At 38.8% G+C, this 19,222-nt stretch carries 17 protein-coding genes and 1 pseudogene; 6 read left to right on the forward strand and 12 right to left on the reverse strand.

Annotated features, from left to right (window positions below):
• Position 1: 1 nt before the first annotated feature.
• Positions 2-2,380 carry a M14 family zinc carboxypeptidase gene (locus COJ96_RS00335; RefSeq protein ID WP_098571012.1) on the reverse strand — a complete coding sequence of 793 codons (2,379 nt, stop codon included), beginning with the start codon at positions 2,378-2,380 and terminating at the stop codon, positions 2-4.
• Between the two features lie 896 nt (positions 2,381-3,276).
• Between COJ96_RS00335 and COJ96_RS00340 the strand changes: the two genes are divergently transcribed.
• The gene (locus COJ96_RS00340; protein WP_098571013.1) at positions 3,277-3,813 is read left to right on the forward strand and encodes a ribonuclease H-like YkuK family protein; all 537 of its coding nucleotides are present in this window, start codon (positions 3,277-3,279) and stop codon (positions 3,811-3,813) included.
• A gap of 56 nt (positions 3,814-3,869) precedes the next feature.
• Here the strand turns inward: COJ96_RS00340 and COJ96_RS00345 are convergent, their stop codons facing one another.
• From COJ96_RS00345 to COJ96_RS00365, 5 genes and pseudogenes are all read right to left on the reverse strand, one after another.
• Positions 3,870-5,330, reverse strand: coding sequence for a PAS domain-containing sensor histidine kinase (locus tag COJ96_RS00345; protein ID WP_098571014.1), 1,461 nt, complete (start codon positions 5,328-5,330; stop codon positions 3,870-3,872).
• A 487-nt stretch (positions 5,331-5,817) separates the two neighbouring features.
• Positions 5,818-6,768: a siderophore ABC transporter substrate-binding protein gene (locus COJ96_RS00350; RefSeq protein ID WP_098571015.1), complete on the reverse strand. Its 951-nt coding sequence runs from the start codon at positions 6,766-6,768 to the stop codon at positions 5,818-5,820.
• 16 nt (positions 6,769-6,784) lie between these two features.
• Positions 6,785-7,553, reverse strand: a pseudogene (locus COJ96_RS00355) (iron ABC transporter ATP-binding protein).
• Complete coding sequence (locus tag COJ96_RS00360) at positions 7,550-8,500, reverse strand: iron chelate uptake ABC transporter family permease subunit (protein ID WP_098571016.1); 951 nt, start codon at positions 8,498-8,500, stop codon at positions 7,550-7,552. The pseudogene COJ96_RS00355 and the gene COJ96_RS00360 overlap by 4 nt, the downstream one beginning before the upstream one ends.
• A complete protein-coding gene (locus COJ96_RS00365; protein ID WP_098571101.1) occupies positions 8,493-9,443 on the reverse strand; it encodes an ABC transporter permease in 951 nt (316 codons plus the stop codon). Before COJ96_RS00365 ends, COJ96_RS00360 begins: the two co-directional genes overlap by 8 nt.
• 273 nt (positions 9,444-9,716) lie before the next feature.
• On the opposite strand from COJ96_RS00365, the gene COJ96_RS00370 reads away from it, so the two are divergent.
• A complete protein-coding gene (locus tag COJ96_RS00370; RefSeq protein WP_098571017.1) occupies positions 9,717-10,199 on the forward strand; it encodes a hypothetical protein in 483 nt (160 codons plus the stop codon).
• Positions 10,200-10,274: 75 nt separating this feature from the next.
• On the opposite strand, the gene COJ96_RS00375 is transcribed toward COJ96_RS00370, so the two are convergent.
• Positions 10,275-11,291: a DUF418 domain-containing protein gene (locus tag COJ96_RS00375; protein ID WP_098571018.1), complete on the reverse strand. Its 1,017-nt coding sequence runs from the start codon at positions 11,289-11,291 to the stop codon at positions 10,275-10,277.
• 221 nt (positions 11,292-11,512) lie between these two features.
• Here COJ96_RS00375 and COJ96_RS00380 point away from each other — a divergent pair, with 221 nt between their 5' ends.
• From COJ96_RS00380 to COJ96_RS00395, 4 genes are all read left to right on the forward strand, one after another.
• Positions 11,513-11,881: an SET domain-containing protein gene (locus COJ96_RS00380; RefSeq protein WP_098571019.1), complete on the forward strand. Its 369-nt coding sequence runs from the start codon at positions 11,513-11,515 to the stop codon at positions 11,879-11,881.
• A gap of 171 nt (positions 11,882-12,052) precedes the next feature.
• Positions 12,053-12,853 carry an amino acid ABC transporter substrate-binding protein gene (locus COJ96_RS00385; protein ID WP_098571020.1) on the forward strand — a complete coding sequence of 267 codons (801 nt, stop codon included), beginning with the start codon at positions 12,053-12,055 and terminating at the stop codon, positions 12,851-12,853.
• 14 nt (positions 12,854-12,867) lie between these two features.
• Complete coding sequence (locus COJ96_RS00390) at positions 12,868-13,554, forward strand: amino acid ABC transporter permease (RefSeq protein WP_098571021.1); 687 nt, start codon at positions 12,868-12,870, stop codon at positions 13,552-13,554.
• 13 nt (positions 13,555-13,567) lie between these two features.
• Positions 13,568-14,317, forward strand: a complete 750-nt coding sequence (locus COJ96_RS00395; protein WP_098571022.1) for an amino acid ABC transporter ATP-binding protein — start codon at positions 13,568-13,570, stop codon at positions 14,315-14,317.
• Positions 14,318-14,396: 79 nt separating this feature from the next.
• On the opposite strand, the gene COJ96_RS00400 is transcribed toward COJ96_RS00395, so the two are convergent.
• From COJ96_RS00400 to COJ96_RS00420, 5 genes are all read right to left on the reverse strand, one after another.
• Positions 14,397-15,077 carry a Na-translocating system protein MpsC family protein gene (locus COJ96_RS00400; RefSeq protein WP_098571023.1) on the reverse strand — a complete coding sequence of 227 codons (681 nt, stop codon included), beginning with the start codon at positions 15,075-15,077 and terminating at the stop codon, positions 14,397-14,399.
• A gap of 118 nt (positions 15,078-15,195) precedes the next feature.
• Positions 15,196-15,891, reverse strand: a complete 696-nt coding sequence (locus COJ96_RS00405; RefSeq protein ID WP_098571024.1) for a Na-translocating system protein MpsC family protein — start codon at positions 15,889-15,891, stop codon at positions 15,196-15,198.
• A 214-nt stretch (positions 15,892-16,105) separates the two neighbouring features.
• The gene (locus tag COJ96_RS00410) at positions 16,106-17,182 is read right to left on the reverse strand and encodes an ATP-binding protein (RefSeq protein ID WP_180229933.1); all 1,077 of its coding nucleotides are present in this window, start codon (positions 17,180-17,182) and stop codon (positions 16,106-16,108) included.
• 255 nt (positions 17,183-17,437) lie between these two features.
• Positions 17,438-18,457: a thiazole biosynthesis adenylyltransferase ThiF gene (locus COJ96_RS00415; RefSeq protein WP_098571026.1), complete on the reverse strand. Its 1,020-nt coding sequence runs from the start codon at positions 18,455-18,457 to the stop codon at positions 17,438-17,440.
• Entirely contained in the window at positions 18,454-19,221 is a 768-nt protein-coding gene (locus tag COJ96_RS00420) for a thiazole synthase (RefSeq protein ID WP_098571027.1), read from the reverse strand. The genes COJ96_RS00415 and COJ96_RS00420 overlap by 4 nt, the downstream gene beginning before the upstream one ends.
• Position 19,222 lies beyond the last annotated feature (1 nt).

Consider the following 19,222-nt stretch of genomic DNA (forward strand, 5'->3'; position numbering starts at 1 on the left):
GTTATTTTTCAAAAATGGCATTCGATAATAGACGGAATAGGTAGTCTGTGTGATCACGGAAACCTGCTTCTAATCCAATTAACGTTACATCTTTATCCTTCTCTTTTACCATTACAGCTTGACCCTCGGCACTGCTATTATTCCTCCAGTGACCTGCCACAAAGAATTTATCAGAGCTTTCAAGAGTTGCTACAACTTCATCATTATCGGTACCAGTATACCAAGCTGGACGGTAGACGAAACCAATGTCATCTTGACTATAACCTGCTGTTAAACCTGTTCCCGAGTAATCTACCATTACGATTCCGTTGCTATTAGACCCACCAGAATTAATAACATCATCTGTCAAACCAAGTGTTTTTGTTGCTCTAGATGAACCAGCCCCCACAGCAATATACTTGCCGCCCTTGCTGACAAAATCATTAACATTTTCCTTAAACAAATCAAACTGCCCAGCATTTTGGAGGCCGAATTCTTGGTTTGCGGCTGATAGTTTAGTAGCAATTAAATTTTCTGTGCCACTGTATATAAATGTATCGAATCCGCCTAGCCCTTTTTCTGCGACTTCCACTGGTGTCACTTCTGTCACATCAAAGCCAAGTCGTTTCAAGGCAAGCTTCGTTCCGCTGTGTGACTGGACTTTGCCCATTCCGCCATCCTTCAAAATGGCTACCTTCAATTTGGTTAACCCCACTGCATCAGCTGGCACCTTATCTGTAGATGCAACCTGTAATCCCGAAGCTTTAACTGCTGCTGAAATTTGATTTGCCGCTGCTTCTGTGTAGAAGTTCCCAGCTGCATCACGCTTTACACGAACACCTTGTTGTAACAATGTATTTGCTAGATTAACAGCTTTAACGGAGCTGTTTGGAATCAAGAATGGCCCCTTACCAGAAACAGATCCTTGGCCTGTGATTTGGTTAACCTTAGTTGCTACTACATCAACCGTACTTTGTGTTGGCACTGCTTCAAAGCCCCAAAGTTCTGGTAAACTCCAAGCAGAAATATCATACATAGCTGTCGTATCGTTAGAGATATCTTCCCCATCCCACAGCATCGTATTGGCTAGACCAGCCTTTGCTTGGTCCATCTGAACAAGATAGGTACCTTTTGGATAAGTCTTACCATCTGCGGTAAAAGCTTTCGTCGCTTGAACCACATCAATATCATTATTGATTAAGTGATTAACAGCCTTATTCGTTACAGTTGGGTCCTTCTCGTCAACTGGTAGGATATAGGCTTTCGGGAAGAAACCATCTTGATGGAATGGATGGTCAAAGTTAATCCCGCGTTTGAACATTTCGATTTGGTCTGTGATCATGCCTTGTTTATTTTCTGTTGCAAATTTTAACGCGCCTAATATGGCATTATATTGCCAGCGCACACCATCTAAGTCATTCGTCGGTGCCTCTAATGTATGTCCGTATGCCCCATGGTACATGGCATACATTGGTGTAAAGATTGGCGGATAATCATCCCATCCAGCATCATCATCACGTTGTGGAACGTAAACACCTTCCATGGTTTTATACTTGTTTCCAGTGTAACTATCCTGATCAGCCATGATTGAGGCTTCCATAGCTTCCGCTTGTTTGTAAGCCCACTTATTATAAAGATCATACTCATAGTTAGGGTTATGCGGCGGTGTACAAGGTTCGATTAATCCTTGTAAGTTAGGACCATAACCACTTACGTATCCGTGAGTATCAAGGAATACCATCGGATTCCATTCTTTAATGAGTTCAACCGTTTCCTTCGTTTCTGGTTGTGACTGTGTAATAAAGTCACGATTCAAGTCGATACCCTCTCCATTAAAACGAGTAGCATTCACACGTCCATCAGGATTTTGTACAACATTGAAGATAAGAATATTACTTTCTAAAATACTTTTAGTCTCTTTGTCATTTTGTGTTGCAAAGCGTTCAATGAGCTGAAGAAGTGCGTCGGACCCTACAAATTCTGTTCCATGAATGGAGCCGTTTATCATAACCGGAACTTTAAAGCCCGGATTATTGGCAATCCAATCTTGCGCCTTACCAGGGTTTTTAAACATTTGTTTTCTTAGGGATTGAATTTTACCAAATTTCCCTTGCGTAGTTGGATCTGCAATCGTTACAACATATAGAGGATGGCCATCCGCTGATTTTCCACGTACCTCCACTTTAACTCTATTAGACTGCTTTTGGATGGCATTTAACTTTGCACCGATTTGTGAAAATTTAACAAAGTCGTAGTTCTCACTATTAAACAAGCTCCCATTTTGTTCTTCATATGCATTCGCGTTTGTCCATTTTGGTCCCTCCGCAAATCCAACTGTCCATGGACCCGACGTTAGCAAGCCTACCGCCAATAGGCCCGCAACTGTTTTCTTTTTCTTCATTTGTAAACCTCCGCTTATGTATCATTATTAGTTTTTATGTATTTTTATTATGTGGAATTAATTTTATTACGAAAACTGAAATAATCCTATCCTACCAAACTACCAAACAAAGGAACCCATACATTACCAATTGTGGGTAAAAAGCCCTGTTTTGGTGTCAGGCACCACAAAAAGACACTCTCAATAATTTGTCCATTCCACGCGGACTCGGTTCGTCAGTTTAAGGAACAAAAGGCACCTCTATTTTATAAGGGTGCCTTTGTTTTCTCATTATATATTTGTGTTCAACGCTCCACTTGAAAAAGACAAATGTCCACGAGTGGTGCCTGACACCATTAGTTTGTTAATATTTTTTATCACGGCAAAATTTGCAAACTTTGATGGTTTGGTTTGTTTCTGTTTGATGTGGATATAGTAGTTTGATTCTAGTTCTTTCACATATCGGGCATGTTCCGCGCCCATTTGAAGGCAGGTAGCTTATTGTTTTTCCTCTGTTTCTCTTTGCCATCTCCATCCATCCCTATTCTTAATAGATTCTTTTCTTTATCTAATGATGGACTGGCATAAATATTGTTAGGCATATAATTGTTTTTAGAAAAAAGATTGCTCAAATATTCGTTTTGGTAAAAGTAAGGCATTTGTCCACGAGCGGTGCCTGACACCCTTACAAGACACCCCTACATCACTAAAAGAATCCACCAAATTGAATCATTCTATATCATTGCTCACTGACGCCCTAGACAACCATTAGGCATTTTTACTTGCCTTTCTACATACATTTCTAAGAAGATCATTTATTTCAATGGCTGCACGACTATGTAACACTTTCCATAAGATAGGAATAAGAGGCGGGACTAAACTTTTTCAAATGGAAAGGAAAGATGTGGTGCTTCAATATGAAAAAAAACAGAGCTTATCACGATTCGTTTCAAAATCTCCAAGAAAATGGGATGTCATTCGAGCAGGTTTTTGAACGAATTGTATCATTCATGAAGGTAGATCCTAATGGAAACTATAAACTAATGGTCGGCACAGATTCTCAAGTCCATAGATCTACGACTGTCTTTATTACCGGGATTGTCATTCAGAATAAGGGGAAAGGTGTTTGGGCGTGCATAAGGAAGGTAGTCATCCCAAGGAAAATGACACACTTGCATGAGCGGATATCTCTTGAACTATCGTTGACCGAGGAAATTGTTACAATGTTTACCGATGAAAGGAAAAATGAGTTAATCAATCTTGTCCTTCCCTATATCTACCAAGGAGCAACCTTCACCATGGAGGGGCATATTGATATTGGTGAAGGAAAGCGGAACAAGACGAGTGAGTTTGTGAAAGAAATGGTCACCAGAATCGAATCGATGGGCGTTGAACCAAAAATCAAACCAAACGCCTTTGTTGCTTCCAGCTACGCAAATCGATACACAAAATAAGGGTATCAGACATCACAAAACAATGTGGTGCCTGACACCCTTTTTTATTTGTATTTTTAATAACACTCCAGTTCTACTTTCACTGTCGTGCCTTTGCCTATTTTACTTTCGATATTCATGGTACCATTATGTTCCTGGATGATTTTATTGCTAACGGTTAGGCCCAGTCCGATTCCCTTGTCCTTTGTGGTATAGAACGGTGTTCCCAAAAAGCGCATAAGTTCGTTATCAATTCCAATCCCTTCATCTGAAAAGCGTATCTGCACACGATTGTCTGCAACTCTTTGGACTTGGATATTAACATTGCCTCCAAATGGCATCGATTCAATCGCATTCTTTAAAAAATTAACAAAAACCTGTTTTAATTGATTGGGATTACAATTTAAAAAAATATCCTTTTTCAGGTAATGGTTTTTTATCTGAACATTATGCAACAATGCTTGTGGATGTAAAATATTTACGGTACTCTCTAAGATCGTATGTAGACATTCTTTTTCAAACTGAATCGCCTGTGGCTTCGCCAACGACATAAATTCATTAACGATGATATCAATACGATCTAGTTCGTTCATGATGATTGATAAATATTCATCTTGTTTAGTTTTTGTGATGGTCTCTTTCAACAGCTTTGAAAATCCCTTTAATGAAGTCAAAGGATTCCGGATCTCATGAGCAACTCCTGCAGCTAATTGGCCGATAATTGAAAGCCGATCTAAATTTCGAAGGGCATCATCATTTTTAACTCGGTCCGTAATATTTCTTCCAACCGTGACATACGAGTCAACTTCTCCTTCTTCATTAAAGATGGGAGAAATCATTGTCTCTGAATAGATCACGTCATTATCACCAGTTCGGACCTGCGTTTGGAGCAATTGAGGTTCCTTTGTTTCTATCAGGCGCTGACACACTTTTGCAAAATGGTCAATTTCCTCTGGTACGATAAGGTCATAGACGTTTTTACCTAATAATTGGTCAGGAGTGTACCCAATCCCTTTTTCATGGGATGGAGAGGCATATATGACCTTTCCTTCTATTGTATACACCTTTATCATATCCGTAGTATTTTCAGTAATTAACTTGTACAACTCACGTGTTCTTTTTAATTGTCTTTCAATATTAATATGCTCCGTAATATCCCGAAAGATTGCCAGGACGGCAATAATTTCCCCACAACGATTTCGAAAGGGAGAATACGAAACGGCGATATCAAGAATGGTTCCGTCTTTATGGTATTGTTGAGTAACCATATCGGAAAATGCTTCACCACGCTTAACTAGCTCTATCGTTTCATTCACTATGTCCGGATTAGGAAATTCATCAATTTTCCTACCTATTACGTCATCCTCTGTATAGCCAAATATTTTCGTATATACATGGTTCACACGAATAAACCGATTCTCCATATCAACCATACAAATCCCGTCTGCCGTACACTCTAAAAATAAGTCAATTAAATCATCCGGATTATACACCACAGAATCCTTCTCATTCCTAAAAATCGGGAAAAACTTTGACATAGAGATCTCTCCAAACACATCAATTATACTCTTAATCTCCATTTTACAGAGTTTTTCAATAAAGAAAAGAAGAATTTTTTGGTGTCATTTATGGTGTCAGGCACCATCAAAAGACACTTTGTTCATTTCGTCCTCCAGACATGGACAACTACAAGGAGGTGGTGATACACAAAAGAACGCTTGGCCCACTGGGGGGTGGTAGTGTCTTTTTCTTTTTATGAAAGACTGTTTTGAATTGGATTAATCGACTGGGCGGTCCCCAAATTCATAGTCAAATACTTAAACAACCTGGTCTTGCATGCCGACAATTCGCTTATTTCCGAGGAAACTATACATATTTCGCATTACTCTTTCCAAAGATCGGATAAATCCTCATTATTTTACGTAAAATGACAAAATCCTAACAAAGAATAAGCACACAGTTTAGACAGATTTTTCTATCTATCAAACTGCGTGCTTACATTCTATTAGCTTTCTTTCAAAACAATTATAAGGCACTCTCGATTTCTTTAGCCATAGATTTGATAGATTTTAAGCCTCCACCGCTTAGGTACCAGGTGTCTGCATCAAGATAGACAATCTTATCATTCTTAAAGGCCGTTGTTTTTTTAACTAATTCATTTTCAATAATTTGTTTTGCACCAATTTCACCGCCAACTGCTGTCGCACGGTCGATCACAAATAATACGTCAGGATTCTTCTCCATAATGTACTCAAATGTAATGCTCTGTCCATGTGTGGATACTTCGATATCTTTATCGGCTGCTCCAAACCCAAAGACGTCGTGGACTACGCCGAAACGGGAACTTGGTCCGTATGCACTGACTTTTCCTTCATTTGCTAGCAGAATAAGACCTTTCTTATTAGAAGCCGAAGCTTGTTGATTTAACTTCTCAATACTAGCATTAATATCTTTTAATTCGCTTGCTACCTTGTCTTCTTTCCCAAATAGCCCACCAATAAGATTCATGTTTTTCTCAAAGGATTCCATGTAATTTGCATAATCGATGCCAACATAGACTGTTGGTGCAATCTCAGCAAACTGATCGTATAATTCTGCTTGGCGTCCTGAAATAAAAATGACATCTGGCTGCGTCTCATGAATAGCTTCGAAGTCCGGCTCTTTTAAACTGCCGACATTCGTATATTTCTTATCCTCATATTTTTTCAAATACCCTGGAATCGCAGTTTGTGGTACTCCTGTGACATCGATACCTAACTCATCTAGAGTATCTAGGACACCAAAATCAAACACGACTACTTTTTCAGGGTTCTTCTTCACTTCTGCCTCTCCATATTGATGCTTAATCGTCATTTTCTCTGCTGGTCCCTTGCTGGCAGATGCCGTTTCAGTTTGCCCCTTTTCCTTTGAACCACCACATGCTGCTAACACAAGAATCATTGCAAACACTAGCGTAAATAAACTCCATTTGTTCATTTAAAACTCTCCTTTATTATGAATTAAAATAAACACAGATTCTGCAGTTATTCATTTCCTGGATTGGAATTTCCATATCGTAAATCTCACTTAATGCCTGTGATTGAATAATCTCCTCGGTTGGCCCATCCTTCACGACCATACCATCCTTCATGGCGACAATCCGGTCAGAATAGACCGATGCAAAGTTTATATCATGGAGAACAATAACGACGGTCTTGCCAAGTTCATCGACCAATCTCCGTAAGATTTTCATTATCTGAACAGAGTGCTTCATATCCAAATTATTTAACGGCTCATCGAGAAGAATATACTCTGTATCTTGGGCAATCACCATCGCAATAAAAGCACGCTGGCGCTGACCACCAGATAATTCATCTAAAAAGCTATCCTGCATTTCAGTTAAATGCATATACCATATACTCAAGCGATTGGTTGACAATTCGTTCATCGTCCTCCGTTAACCTCCCCTTTGAATAAGGGAACCTCCCAAAGGAAACAAGTTCTCGGATCGTGAGGCGGACGTTCATGTAATTCGACTGCTTTAAAATTGAGACCCGCTTGGCAAAATCACTCGATTTCATCCGGCGAACATCCGATTGATCAATCAGCACTTCACCCGTATCGGCATCGAACAAACGGCTGACCATTGACAAGAGTGTGGATTTCCCCGCGCCATTAGGACCAATAAAGGATGTTATTTTTCCAGGTTGAATATTGATCGTGACATCTTTTACCACCGGTTTCTTGCCGTAAAACTTTGACAATGACCTCACTGTTATCATGCAGTTTTCCTCTCCTTTAGCAGTAAATAGATAAAATAGACACCACCGATAAAGTTGATAATGACACTTAATGTCGTCGAAAAAGTAAAGACCCGTTCAACAAACCACTGTCCCCCGACAAGTGCGATGATACTCATGAGAACCGCACCGCTTATCAAAGTTTTGTGCTTGTATGTATGAAAAAATTGATAGGACAAGTTGGCAACAATTAATCCAAAAAATGTTATCGGTCCCACTAATGCGGTCGAAATTGAAATAAAGATGGCAACAATGACAAGCATTTGTTTCACAAGGGAATCATAGGGAACCCCTAGATTAATTGCCGTCTCCCGCCCCAGTGATAAAACATCGAGATACTTCATATACCGCCATGCATAAATCAGCACAAGTACTACGATAACAATCGCCAGCCACACTAAGTCTGAGTTGATATTATTGAAACTAGCAAACATCCGATCTTGGACAATCTGAAACTCGTTCGGATCAATCAGCACTTGTAAAAATGTGGAGATACTCGAAAAGAATGTCCCAACAATAATTCCAATCAGCAATAAAAAGTAGATTGGCTGACTGCCCTTTTTAAACAAGAAACGATATAAGAAAAGGGCAAACACAATCATCACGGCAACGGCAAGTAAAAAGTTTATTTGTTTATTGACGACAATCAGATGGGATGAACCAAGGAAGAAAATAATCACCGTTTGTAATAATAGGTACAAGGCATCTAGTCCCATGATGCTCGGTGTTAAAATTCGGTTATGTGTAATTGTTTGAAAAACCACGGTGGCATAGGCGATGGTAAAGCCCGTTAACAGCATTGCAAGAACTTTTGTTACCCTCCTTGGCAGCGCATAATCAAAACTTCCATTTAAATCATGAATTAGGTATATGGCACAGCATCCCGCAGCAATCAATACGAGACAGGCCATTCTCAACGGATTACGCATAGGCCTTCCTCCGAGATAGCAGATATAAGAATGTGCCGCTGCCGATCACACCAACCATGAGACTGATTGAAATCTCATATGGATAAATGAGCAACCGGCCTAAAATATCACAAACTAGAAGGAAAATCGCCCCTAGAATGGCTGTATGCGGCAGCGTTTTTTGTAAATGGTCTCCTTTAAAAATAGAGATGATATTAGGAATAATTAAGCCGAGAAATGGAATGATCCCAACGGTCAGGACAACGGAAGTTGTAATTAGAGCAACGAGTATCAGCCCGATATTTACTACACTTCGGTAGGCAAGGCCTAGATTTTTCGAAAAGTCTTCACCCATACCGGCCACGGTAAAGCGGTTGGCATAAAAATAGGCAATGACTAAAATTGGGATACTTATGTAGAGGAGCTCATATCGACCTTTCATAATCATTGAAAAATCCCCTTGGAGCCAGGCCGACATATTTTGAATAACGTCTGCTCGGTAAGCAAAAAATGTGGTAACCGAAGACAAAATATTACCGAACATTAAGCCAATCAGCGGAATATAAATCGCATCTTTAAACTTGATTCGGTCGAGAATCTGCATAAATAAAAAGGTTCCCCCAAGTGCAAAGACAAAGGCTACTGCCATTTTTTCCAGCATAGTAGCATTTGCAAATAACAACATAGAGACAAGAATTCCAAGTCGAGTTGCATCCAAGGTTCCAGCTGTGGTCGGTGAAACAAATTTGTTTCGACTCAACTGGTGCATAATTAATCCAGCTATACTCATTCCTGCCCCCGCGAGTAGGATTGCAGCGAGTCTCGGCACCCTGCTCACCAAGAAAATTTGCGTCTCCTCTGTTTGAAAGTCCAGCAGGTCTAATGGCGATAGACTGCTCACACCAACAAATAGCGAGATTGCGGATAAGATTATTAATGCTAATAATAAATATCGTTTCTTCATAACTATCCCCATCATTTCTATCATTCTAGCGATCTCTCGTTAACTACAATGATAATGAAAATCATTATCACCTATTTTTGAAGTTGATTATAACATTCAGAAATTTTAAGTCAATACTAATTGAGAACTTTTTTCAATTAAAATGCCAAAATCATACATTGTCCCAGATTTTAATTCCTAAACCTTCATACCTACCGAATAATAAAATTATCGGTTCCATACTCATATTGGACTTCCTGACCCTCATAAATTGGGCATTAGGAGGTGAGTGAAGTGAAAAAATGGCTGGTGGCAATATTTTTGCCCATTTTGATTCTTTTGTCTGGATGTTCCAGCGATCCTGTTCAGGATGATTTACTTAATTATGTAAATAAAGAAATGAAGGAAGCGGCGAAATTAGAAAAAACTGCCGTTTCGGCCTATGAAGGGGTTTCGGGTACAAACTATCAGGATGACCAGACCATGTACGATGTCTTAAATCGTGATGTCATTCCCAATTACAACGAATTTATTAAAGAATTAGAGTCTGTTAAGATTGAGACCGATGAGGTAAGAGAAATTCATGAAATATATATTGAAGGGGCAGATATACAATTTAATGCCTTTGCTATCATTAAACAGGCGATAGAAGAACAGGATGCTAACCTGATTCAAAAAGCTAATGACATGTTGGCGGATGCACGAAAACATCTTCGAGAATATCAAACTAAATTGAATAAATTAGCTAAGGAGCATGATGTAGAAATTGGAAAATAACCATCCTCTCCGATATATTCCATAAACAAAAATAAGGGCAGTCCTTTAGCTTTTATTCAACACTAGAGGACTGACCTATTCTGATGACGGAACTTTTCGCATGAGAGGTAATTCGAAATAAGTTAACAAGCGCCATACCCATTCCAATGGCCCGAATCTAAAGAACCGAAGCCACATTGTACTAAAAATAAGCTGGACGACATAAATCGCCACACATAGATAAAGAGATTGGATATACGTCAATTGATTGGATAACTCAAAAACTTCACCTGCGAGCAGGATTAATGCTGTTTGTGATACATAATTGGTCAGTGCCATCCGTCCGTAACTTTTTAAGGGTGAGAGAATCGACTGGATGACGGGAAAGTTCAGAAGAACAAGCAACAGTCCAACATAAAAGGCAGATACAATCGGACCGATCATGATTCCAATCCTTAAGAACTGCTGCGTTTCTTGTGACTCACCACCTGTTCCGACGGGATGCGGTGCAAGCTGATATTGATAAATAAGCACTGCCACACTTAAAACAAACATCACTCCTGTAAAAAAAGTGGTCGCTTTCCAGTGATTTGTCATCCGTTCAAATAAACGAAACTGCCCGGCAGCAATTCCCAACATCATCAACGGAACTACCATAAATATTTTTTCACCATACAAACTTATGACGAGCAACATAGCCAGTCCAAAAACAAGGTTCACAACCTTGTTCACTCTATAAAAAGGTAAAATAATCAGTCCGCACACAGCATAGATCGCTAATGCTTCCCCAGGCTGGAAATGCAAATGGACGGCACCTAGTAAAAATAACACGACCATTCTTCGCAAAAACAACACATACCCATTTTTCCCCTTCGCCATTGCTCTCGAGATAAAAATATAGAACCCCACACCAAACAAAAAAGTAAAAATCGTATAAAAGCGCCCCTCCACAAATAAGTATAAAAACCTCCAATACGTTGCATCGCTGGTACTGGAAAGGGGTAGTCTCACTGATAATAATGGAATAATATTAACCAACATAATTCCCATGAGGGCAAAGCCACGTAAATAATCAAGTACATCAATCCGCTGGTTGATTTCCTTCGAATTCATCTATATCAACTCCACCATCATTATAACTGTTTATCCTCCTTTCACCTATTGAAATTAGATAAAGGCTGACACAAAACAATGTGTCAGCCTTACTATTTTTCGCATGTTGACTTTATTTTATTTTACTCCGACCTAAATAACCTATACCAAACATATTCCTTTTTCATACCTTAATAAATAAGCAGAAAATGTTAGAAAGGAAACTGGAGGTATACAGAGTTATGTTGGAGCTAAGGCAATCTCAACATGGGCGAGGGATTTTTGCTACACGTGATATCAAGAAAGATGAGTTATTAGAGGTATCACCTGTTATCATTTTCCCGAAGGAAGAGTTTAAGTATTTGGAGAAAACAACTTTAATCGACTATGTCTTCTGGTGGGGGAAAGATTTTGATGAATGTGCATTAGCACTTGGAATTGGTTCGCTTTTTAACCATTCCAGCCAACCGAACGCGATCTTTAAAAGAAAGCTAAAAAAAAGCACCATTAACTTCTATGCCTACACCGACATAGCAGCTGGCGAGGAGATTCGCATTAATTACAATGGTGACCCTGAAGACAAAACGCGATTATGGTTTGAGGAAAAATAAAACACACTTTTCAGATATCGAGAGCGAGTCCAGTTCCTAATTAAAAAAGGGATTGGACTCATTTATTTAGGACATATTTCCCCCTTTTAAATTGACATTCATTTTGAATTATATTATTCTAGTAAAGCTATTTATATAAAACCTATAAAAATACTAGGAGATGTAAGAAACATGAAGAAATTCGCACTACTTTTTTTAGCCCTCCTTCTTACCGTTGCTTTAGGCGCTTGTAGCAGCAAAGAGGAAAAGGTAAGTTCTGCTAAGAGTAAAAACCTTTATGAGCAGATTAAAGCAAAAGGTGAAATTACGATTGGCACAGAAGGTACGTATGCTCCTTTTACTTTTCATGATGACTCTCAAAAGCTAACAGGCTTTGATATAGAAATTGCTGAAGAAGTATTTAAAAGATTAGATATTAAACCCGTTTTCGTTGAAACAAAGTGGGATGGCATGATCGCTGGTCTTGATGCTAAGCGTTATGACATGGTTGCAAATGAAGTGGCTGTTCGACCTGACCGTTTAGAGAAATACGATATGTCCGAACCGTATATTGTCTCAAAAGCAGTTCTTGTTGTACATGAGAACAATAACGATATTAAGACACTTGATGACTTAAAGGGTAAAAAAGTTGGACAATCATTAGACAGTAACTACCGTAAAATTGCTGAAGCACATGGCGCAACCAATACAGTTGTTGAAGGATTTAATCAAGCCATCGACCTAATCACTTCAAAACGTATTGATGCAACAATTAACGATAGCCTTTCATACCTAGACTTAAAGAAACAGCGTCCAGATCTTCCTATTAAAAAGGTTTATGAAGAAGCTGACGCAACAAGCAATGCCTTTCTTTTCCGTAAAGGAAATAAAGAACTAGTTGATGCGATAAATGGCGCTCTTGCAGATATGAAAAAAGATGGTACGTACCTAGCAATCTCTAAAAAATGGTTTAATGAGGACGTATCTAAGTAAAGGAATGGAACAATATGTTTGCAGACCAAGAACGAATAGATCGAATTATAGGAATCCTTAGTGATTCCTTTTTTCCTATTTTAAAAGCGGGAATTCAGTTTACGATACCATTAACAATTATCACCTTTATTCTAGGGCTGATTTTAGCCTTTTTTATTGCACTTGCACGGCTATCCAATCTAAAAGGCTTAAACGCTGTCGCCAAATTTTATGTTTGGATCTTTCGCGGTACTCCTTTACTCGTACAAATCTTTATTCTATTTTACGGATTACCTAGTATGGGAATAACACTTGATCCATTTCCGGCTGCAGTCATTGCTTTTACGTTAAATAAAGGTGCTTACAGTTCAGAAATTATCCGGGCAGCGATACTTTCCATTCCAAAGGGGCAATGGGAAGCCGCTTTTTCAATTGGAATGACCAAATCTCAGGCGATGAGACGCATTATTATTCCTCAGGCCATTCGTGTATCATTGCCGCCGCTCGGTAACTCTTTTATTAGTTTAGTAAAAGACACCTCCTTAGCAGCAACCATTACGGTTACTGAACTATTCCAAAAGGGTCAACAAATCGCGGCTGCTACCTATGAACCACTGTGGATTTATATTGAAGTTGCCTTTATCTATTTAATCTTCAGTACCGTTCTTTCTTATTTCCAGACTAAGATGGAGATTAGATTTGAGCGAAGTGTCGCTAAATAATGGAGGTGTTCCAATGATTCACATAGACAATTTGCATAAAAGTTTTGGACAGCTTGAGGTATTAAAAGGGATTGATTTGACCATCCCAACAGGAAAAACAGCCGTGATTATTGGTCCTTCCGGTTCTGGAAAAACAACGTTACTGCGTTGCCTTAACCTGTTGGAAGTGCCTAATCAAGGTTCGATTAAACTTGGGGAACAATCGATAAATTTTGAGCAAAACCATAAAATGAAGGCAAAGGAACTTGTTTCTTTTCGTAAAAATACGGGTATGGTCTTTCAAAACTACAATCTTTTTCCACATTTGACCGCTCTTGAAAATGTAATGGAAGGTCAGACCACTGTTCTTAAAAGGTCAAAAGCAGAAGCAGAAACGAAAGCAAGAACCCTTCTAGATAAAGTTGGTCTGAAAGAACGTGCCGAGATGTATCCTCATCAATTATCTGGCGGACAGCAACAACGTGTGGGGATCGCCAGAGCTATGGCTATGGAACCTAAAGTTCTGCTTTTTGATGAACCTACTTCTGCATTAGATCCAGAGTTAGTTGGCGAAGTTTTAAAGGTTATGAAAGATTTATCCAAGGAAAATATGACAATGGTCATTGTAACCCATGAAATGAACTTTGCTAAAGATGTGGCCGACCAAGTCATTTTCATGGACCAGGGAGTTATCGTAGAAAAAGGAACTCCTGAAGAGGTATTTGAGAACACCCAAAATCAACGGACTTTACAGTTCTTGAATAAGGTCGCTTCACGATCATAGCAGAAATACGGTTGCTAATCCTTTACACAAGAGGCTCTCCCTAATGAAAATTAGGAAGAGCCTTTTTATTTACATATCCTTATGATCCAAGCATGAAGGCCATTAATGATTTATCTTCTTTAAAATTCCAATCAATAAAGATGTCTCGTACTGATTTTTTAAAAATGTCCTCAAATCTGCCTTCACGGTGGAAATATACTTTTTCTAACTCATCTTTTGTGAATCTAAGTTCTTTTTCAAACCCTTTTTCAATAAGTGCCTTTTCAATAGGGACAAGTATACCGCTTCTTTCAACTAAATAAACGGTTGGTGAAATGGGATAGGTATGGATATGATCAGGTACTTTTTCAACTAAGCAGCTTAGCCGCCCAACCTCCGATTCTAACCTTTGCATATCTATATCCGCTTGACTAACCTGACCTATCATTTCTTCTAATACAAAAATAAGAATGCCCGTATTATTTGGGAAGTTCCAATCATGATAGTATTCTTCTACATTGACTTCCAGAGTCACTTTTACTACCCCTGTTATTTCATCCAAGACATGGTTAATAATAGCTGCTCTTATATCGCCAACATACCTATTCTGTCCCTGTTGTAACAAGATTTCTTCCATTGGGGTTAAAAACCCGCGAATATACGTGACGAGGTGATTTTTAGACAGGGTGGTCCGACACGTCTGCGGGCCTTTTCCAAAATTTTTTCTTAACAACTTACTAATATAACTACTAATAAATTCTTCCTTGTTTTGGTTAATCATCCATTTCTACTCCTTAAGCAGATACAAATCAATTCATCATTTATTATGTACCAAGGCTCAACTTGTTAAAAAAAAACATGCGGCAAGCAGGAAAATCCTTTTGCCACATGTTTTCGATTCATTGATATTCTTTGTAAAAAACAAAAATGAGATAGTTTCGGTTCTTTTCATAATCCCAAACAATGAATATATCTTCAATGATGCGATTAAACAGATCCTCAAATATACTCTTATTTTTCAAATAACCGCTTTTGATTTCCCTTGCTTGATGAAACAGCAGATCGAGATTTCCTTGTTCATATGCTAAGCTCTCTAGTTGCAAGAGGACATCTCTCGCTTCAATCGCACAAATATTTTGTGTAAACTTTACTACCTTTAAACCAACCGGTCGTTTATGATAACGGGTCCCTACAAAATCAATCAAGTTAAACAGAGTCTTCTCAAAGTCTTCTTCCATTTTAACTTCATCACTAGATGGAACATTTTCTAACAGAATAATTCCTGTATTCGAATCATAATTCCAATCATGGAAAAAATGATCAATTCCCCCTCCAAATACTTTCGAAACTTCATGTTTAAACTCATTGATGACCGCATTGATTACGGCTGAACGAAAATTATGGACCAACATCAACTGATCATTTTCCAACAAGACTTCCTCTGCCGGCGTAATAAAGTTTCGCATGTATATATATAATCGGTTTCCTTTTGACATCATCGTACAAGTTTCTGGACCCTTACCAAATCTGCGCTTGAGGAGCTTACTAAATGTACTGCTAAGATATAGCAAATTCTCTTGTGTAGATTTACTCATTAACTTCTCCTTTCAGGAAAATAAAAAGACCTAACTTCTAGGAAAAGAAGTTAGGTCACGGCTAAGACGACTATTTTTATAGTTTCTTCCATTTACCATACAAGTGATTAGGATATATTTGTGCTGGTTATATATAACTGCCATAACTAATGACTGCAAGACATTAGACCCTAACATTTTAACACGATATTTCCCCAACTAGCAATCATTTAATTTAAGACAACATTGGTAAACTTACTTCGATACAGGTTCCCTTATTGCTGCTGGTAATATGAATTTTCCCCTTATGCTCCTCAATAATTTGAAAACTTACCGGCATTCCGAGCCCCGTCCCATGTTCCTTCGTTGTATAAAATGGTTCATTTATTCGGTTAATCATTTCGGGAGGGATGCCGCATCCTTGGTCGATGATTCGAATCTGAACACGCTTCCCCTTGGTAATGGACCCTTCTATTAAAATCCTGCCGCCATCTGGCATAGCCTCAATTGCATTCTTAATATAATTGATAAATACTTGTTTTAATTGATTTCCATCCCCTAAAATGGATTCTTCGAGGAAGCAGAACTTTTTTTCAACTTGAATATTATTTAATAACATTTGTGATTCCATTAATGATAGGACTTGATCCAATAAGGACTTAATCGGCAATTTTTCATACTTTTTTTTGATCGGTGTTGCCAGTACCATTAGTTCCTTGAGAATTACTTCAATACGCGTAACCTCTGACTCTACAATATCAAAATACATAGACTCCCCATGATAATCCCTAGCCATTAAATGTAAAAATCCTTTTATCGCTGTGATCGGATTTCGTATCTCGTGGGCAATTCCTGCCGCTAATTGGCCTGCAACCGCTTGCTTTTCCGATAGTAATTGTCTTTCTTTTTTAATTAGAGTGATATCTTTTAAAACCACATAAGACCCCACCACTTCCTTATTAAAGAGGATTGGAAATGTAGTAACATTTACATCCATTAATAATTCGGGTCTCATATTAATCTTTGCATCAAAATTTGTTAGTTTTTCCCGGCTCTTTTCGAAGAAGAACGTTTGTGATTCATTCAAACATTTGGAGAGGAATATATGACTCAACCTCATCTGTAATAATTCAGGTATGGAGCAACCTAAGAGAGTTTCGCAAACATCATTCACATACACCAATCGCCCATCCATATTTAGTATAAAGAATGGGTCTGCATTTTTTGATAAAACAGAGAAATCCTTATCCACATTGACATCGATATATATTTGAAGCAGAAAGTTTAGACGTTTTATCTCATCCCTCTCCATTTTCCCCCACCTCTCTTTAATTCTCATATAAAAAATCAAAAAGCCAAAATAAGCGTATAGTTTCTACGGCTTATTTTGGCTTAAATTCTAGCATCAATAGGTCTAGAGATTCATTGCCTATAAAAAGAGTTCACTGACCTTTTTCTAACACTCACAAGTAGACTAGAGCATATATCCCTATATCCACCTTTAATACTATACCCATTTGTAAAAATATTCAATTAATTTTTTCTGTTTAGTCTATTTGCTTTTTTATTAACCCAAATATTTATGGTATAGAGCCTTTGCTGTGGAAATATCCTTCGTTCCATGCACTAAAACCCTTCCGTCTCTAAAAACTACTAATCGGTGAGGATTCACAGTATACGATAAAAGGTAGGGATTTCGCTCCACGGCTCCTCCTCGAATCGCAAATAATTTTTCTAAAGCCTCCAAATCACGAACCATTGGAATCGCAGGACGAATCTGAACTGAATCTCTTCCACATAGGACGGCTGTCTTTGTTTGATTTTCGAATGATAAATAAGGGTAAGTACGTTCTTCCCCGCAAGAAGGACAATCCCTCTTTTTCAACTTATCTACTTGTATGGAACTATATTGGTTTTTCCATAAATCAAAAGAAACAAGTTTATTTCGCAATGAATCCAAGTCACTCACCAAGATTTTCAATGCTTCACTTATTTGAAAAGAAACGACCATGTTCACAGCTGGACTAATAATTCCAGCTGTATCACAGGTTAATCCTCCTAGAGGAACGGTCTCTACTAAACAAGAAAGGCAAGGTGTTTTCTCAGGAATGATCGTGTAGGAGATTCCATAACTTCCAACGCAAGCACCGTAAATCCAGGGGACACCATACATTTGGGATACATCGTTAATGATCATTCTTGTTTCGAAATTATCCGTTGCATCCATAATAAGATCAACGTTTTTGGCCCAGTCTTCCAGCTCTGACACAGAGGCATCCGCAATGATTGCCTCTATTTTCACAGAAGAGTTTATCGCTGTTAAGCGGTTTTTGGCCGCTATTACTTTAGGAATTCGATTTTTGGCATCTTCCTCTGTATATAACTGCTGCCGCTGTAAATTGGACCATTCTACATAATCACGATCAACAATGGTTAGTTTACCAATCCCAGCGCGGGCAAGTGCTTCGGCACATGCTGATCCGAGTGCTCCCATTCCAATTATGAGTACATGTTTATCGGAAATTCGCTGCTGCCCGTCTTTTCCAATGGGTGAAAAAAGTTCTTGTCGTGAGTACCGATTAATCACCCGATACTCATTCCTTCCTTTGGACTGCTTGCTGAAGCATATCTCTTTTTCTCGATTCGGCCAGCCTCATAGCCTAAACGTCCAGCTTCAATCGCTAGTCTCATTGCTTTTGCCATTTTTACCGGATCCTTAGCCGCTGACACAGCCGTATTTAATAAGACGCCGTCGGCTCCTAATTCCATCGCTAAAGCCGCATCGGCTGGTGAGCCAATCCCAGCATCCACAATAACAGGGACGACAGCCTGTTCGATAATAAAGCTAAGGTTTACGGGATTGATGATACCTTGACCAGATCCAATTGGCGAGGCCCCTGGCATGACAGCATGACAGCCTGCTTCTTGAAGTTTCCTAGCTAAAACAACATCATCTGAGGTATAAGGGAGGACAATAAATCCTTCCTTTACTAATTCTTCTGTCGCCTTTAGGGTTTCAATCGGGTCAGGAAGTAATGTTTGATCACAGCCAATCACTTCCACCTTAATCATATCGCAGAGGCCAGATGCTTTTGCTAATTTTGCGATACGGACGGCCTCTGCCGCTGTTTTCGCACCTGCTGTATTTGGCAGCAGCGTATATTTATTGGTGTCTAGCTGTTCTAAAAAATTGGGCTGACTTGATTCAAAAATATTCATTCGTCTTACCGCGAACGTGAGGATTTCTGCTTTGGAAACTTCCACTGCTTCCTTTTGGATGTCGTAGCTTGGATACTTTCCTGTTCCTAGAAACAAACGAGATTGAAAGGATAATGAACCTATTTTTAACATG

The organism is Bacillus sp. AFS073361 (genome assembly GCF_002567005.1).
GTDB lineage: Bacteria > Bacillota > Bacilli > Bacillales > Cytobacillaceae > Neobacillus.

Bases quoted from the DNA above. Each gene is read 5' to 3' on its own strand.
- COJ96_RS00335 (WP_098571012.1), bottom strand. From the start codon at position 2,380: ATGAAGAAAAAGAAAACAGTTGCGGGCCTATTGGCGGTAGGCTTGCTA.
- COJ96_RS00340 (WP_098571013.1), top strand. From the start codon at position 3,277: ATGAAAAAAAACAGAGCTTATCACGATTCGTTTCAAAATCTCCAAGAA.
- COJ96_RS00345 (WP_098571014.1), bottom strand. From the start codon at position 5,330: ATGTCAAAGTTTTTCCCGATTTTTAGGAATGAGAAGGATTCTGTGGTG.
- COJ96_RS00350 (WP_098571015.1), bottom strand. From the start codon at position 6,768: ATGAACAAATGGAGTTTATTTACGCTAGTGTTTGCAATGATTCTTGTG.
- COJ96_RS00360 (WP_098571016.1), bottom strand. From the start codon at position 8,500: ATGCGTAATCCGTTGAGAATGGCCTGTCTCGTATTGATTGCTGCGGGA.
- COJ96_RS00365 (WP_098571101.1), bottom strand. From the start codon at position 9,443: ATGAAGAAACGATATTTATTATTAGCATTAATAATCTTATCCGCAATC.
- COJ96_RS00375 (WP_098571018.1), bottom strand. From the start codon at position 11,291: ATGAATTCGAAGGAAATCAACCAGCGGATTGATGTACTTGATTATTTA.
- COJ96_RS00380 (WP_098571019.1), top strand. From the start codon at position 11,513: ATGTTGGAGCTAAGGCAATCTCAACATGGGCGAGGGATTTTTGCTACA.
- COJ96_RS00385 (WP_098571020.1), top strand. From the start codon at position 12,053: ATGAAGAAATTCGCACTACTTTTTTTAGCCCTCCTTCTTACCGTTGCT.
- COJ96_RS00390 (WP_098571021.1), top strand. From the start codon at position 12,868: ATGTTTGCAGACCAAGAACGAATAGATCGAATTATAGGAATCCTTAGT.
- COJ96_RS00395 (WP_098571022.1), top strand. From the start codon at position 13,568: ATGATTCACATAGACAATTTGCATAAAAGTTTTGGACAGCTTGAGGTA.
- COJ96_RS00400 (WP_098571023.1), bottom strand. From the start codon at position 15,077: ATGATTAACCAAAACAAGGAAGAATTTATTAGTAGTTATATTAGTAAG.
- COJ96_RS00405 (WP_098571024.1), bottom strand. From the start codon at position 15,891: ATGAGTAAATCTACACAAGAGAATTTGCTATATCTTAGCAGTACATTT.
- COJ96_RS00410 (WP_180229933.1), bottom strand. From the start codon at position 17,182: ATGGAGAGGGATGAGATAAAACGTCTAAACTTTCTGCTTCAAATATAT.
- COJ96_RS00420 (WP_098571027.1), bottom strand. From the start codon at position 19,221: ATGTTAAAAATAGGTTCATTATCCTTTCAATCTCGTTTGTTTCTAGGA.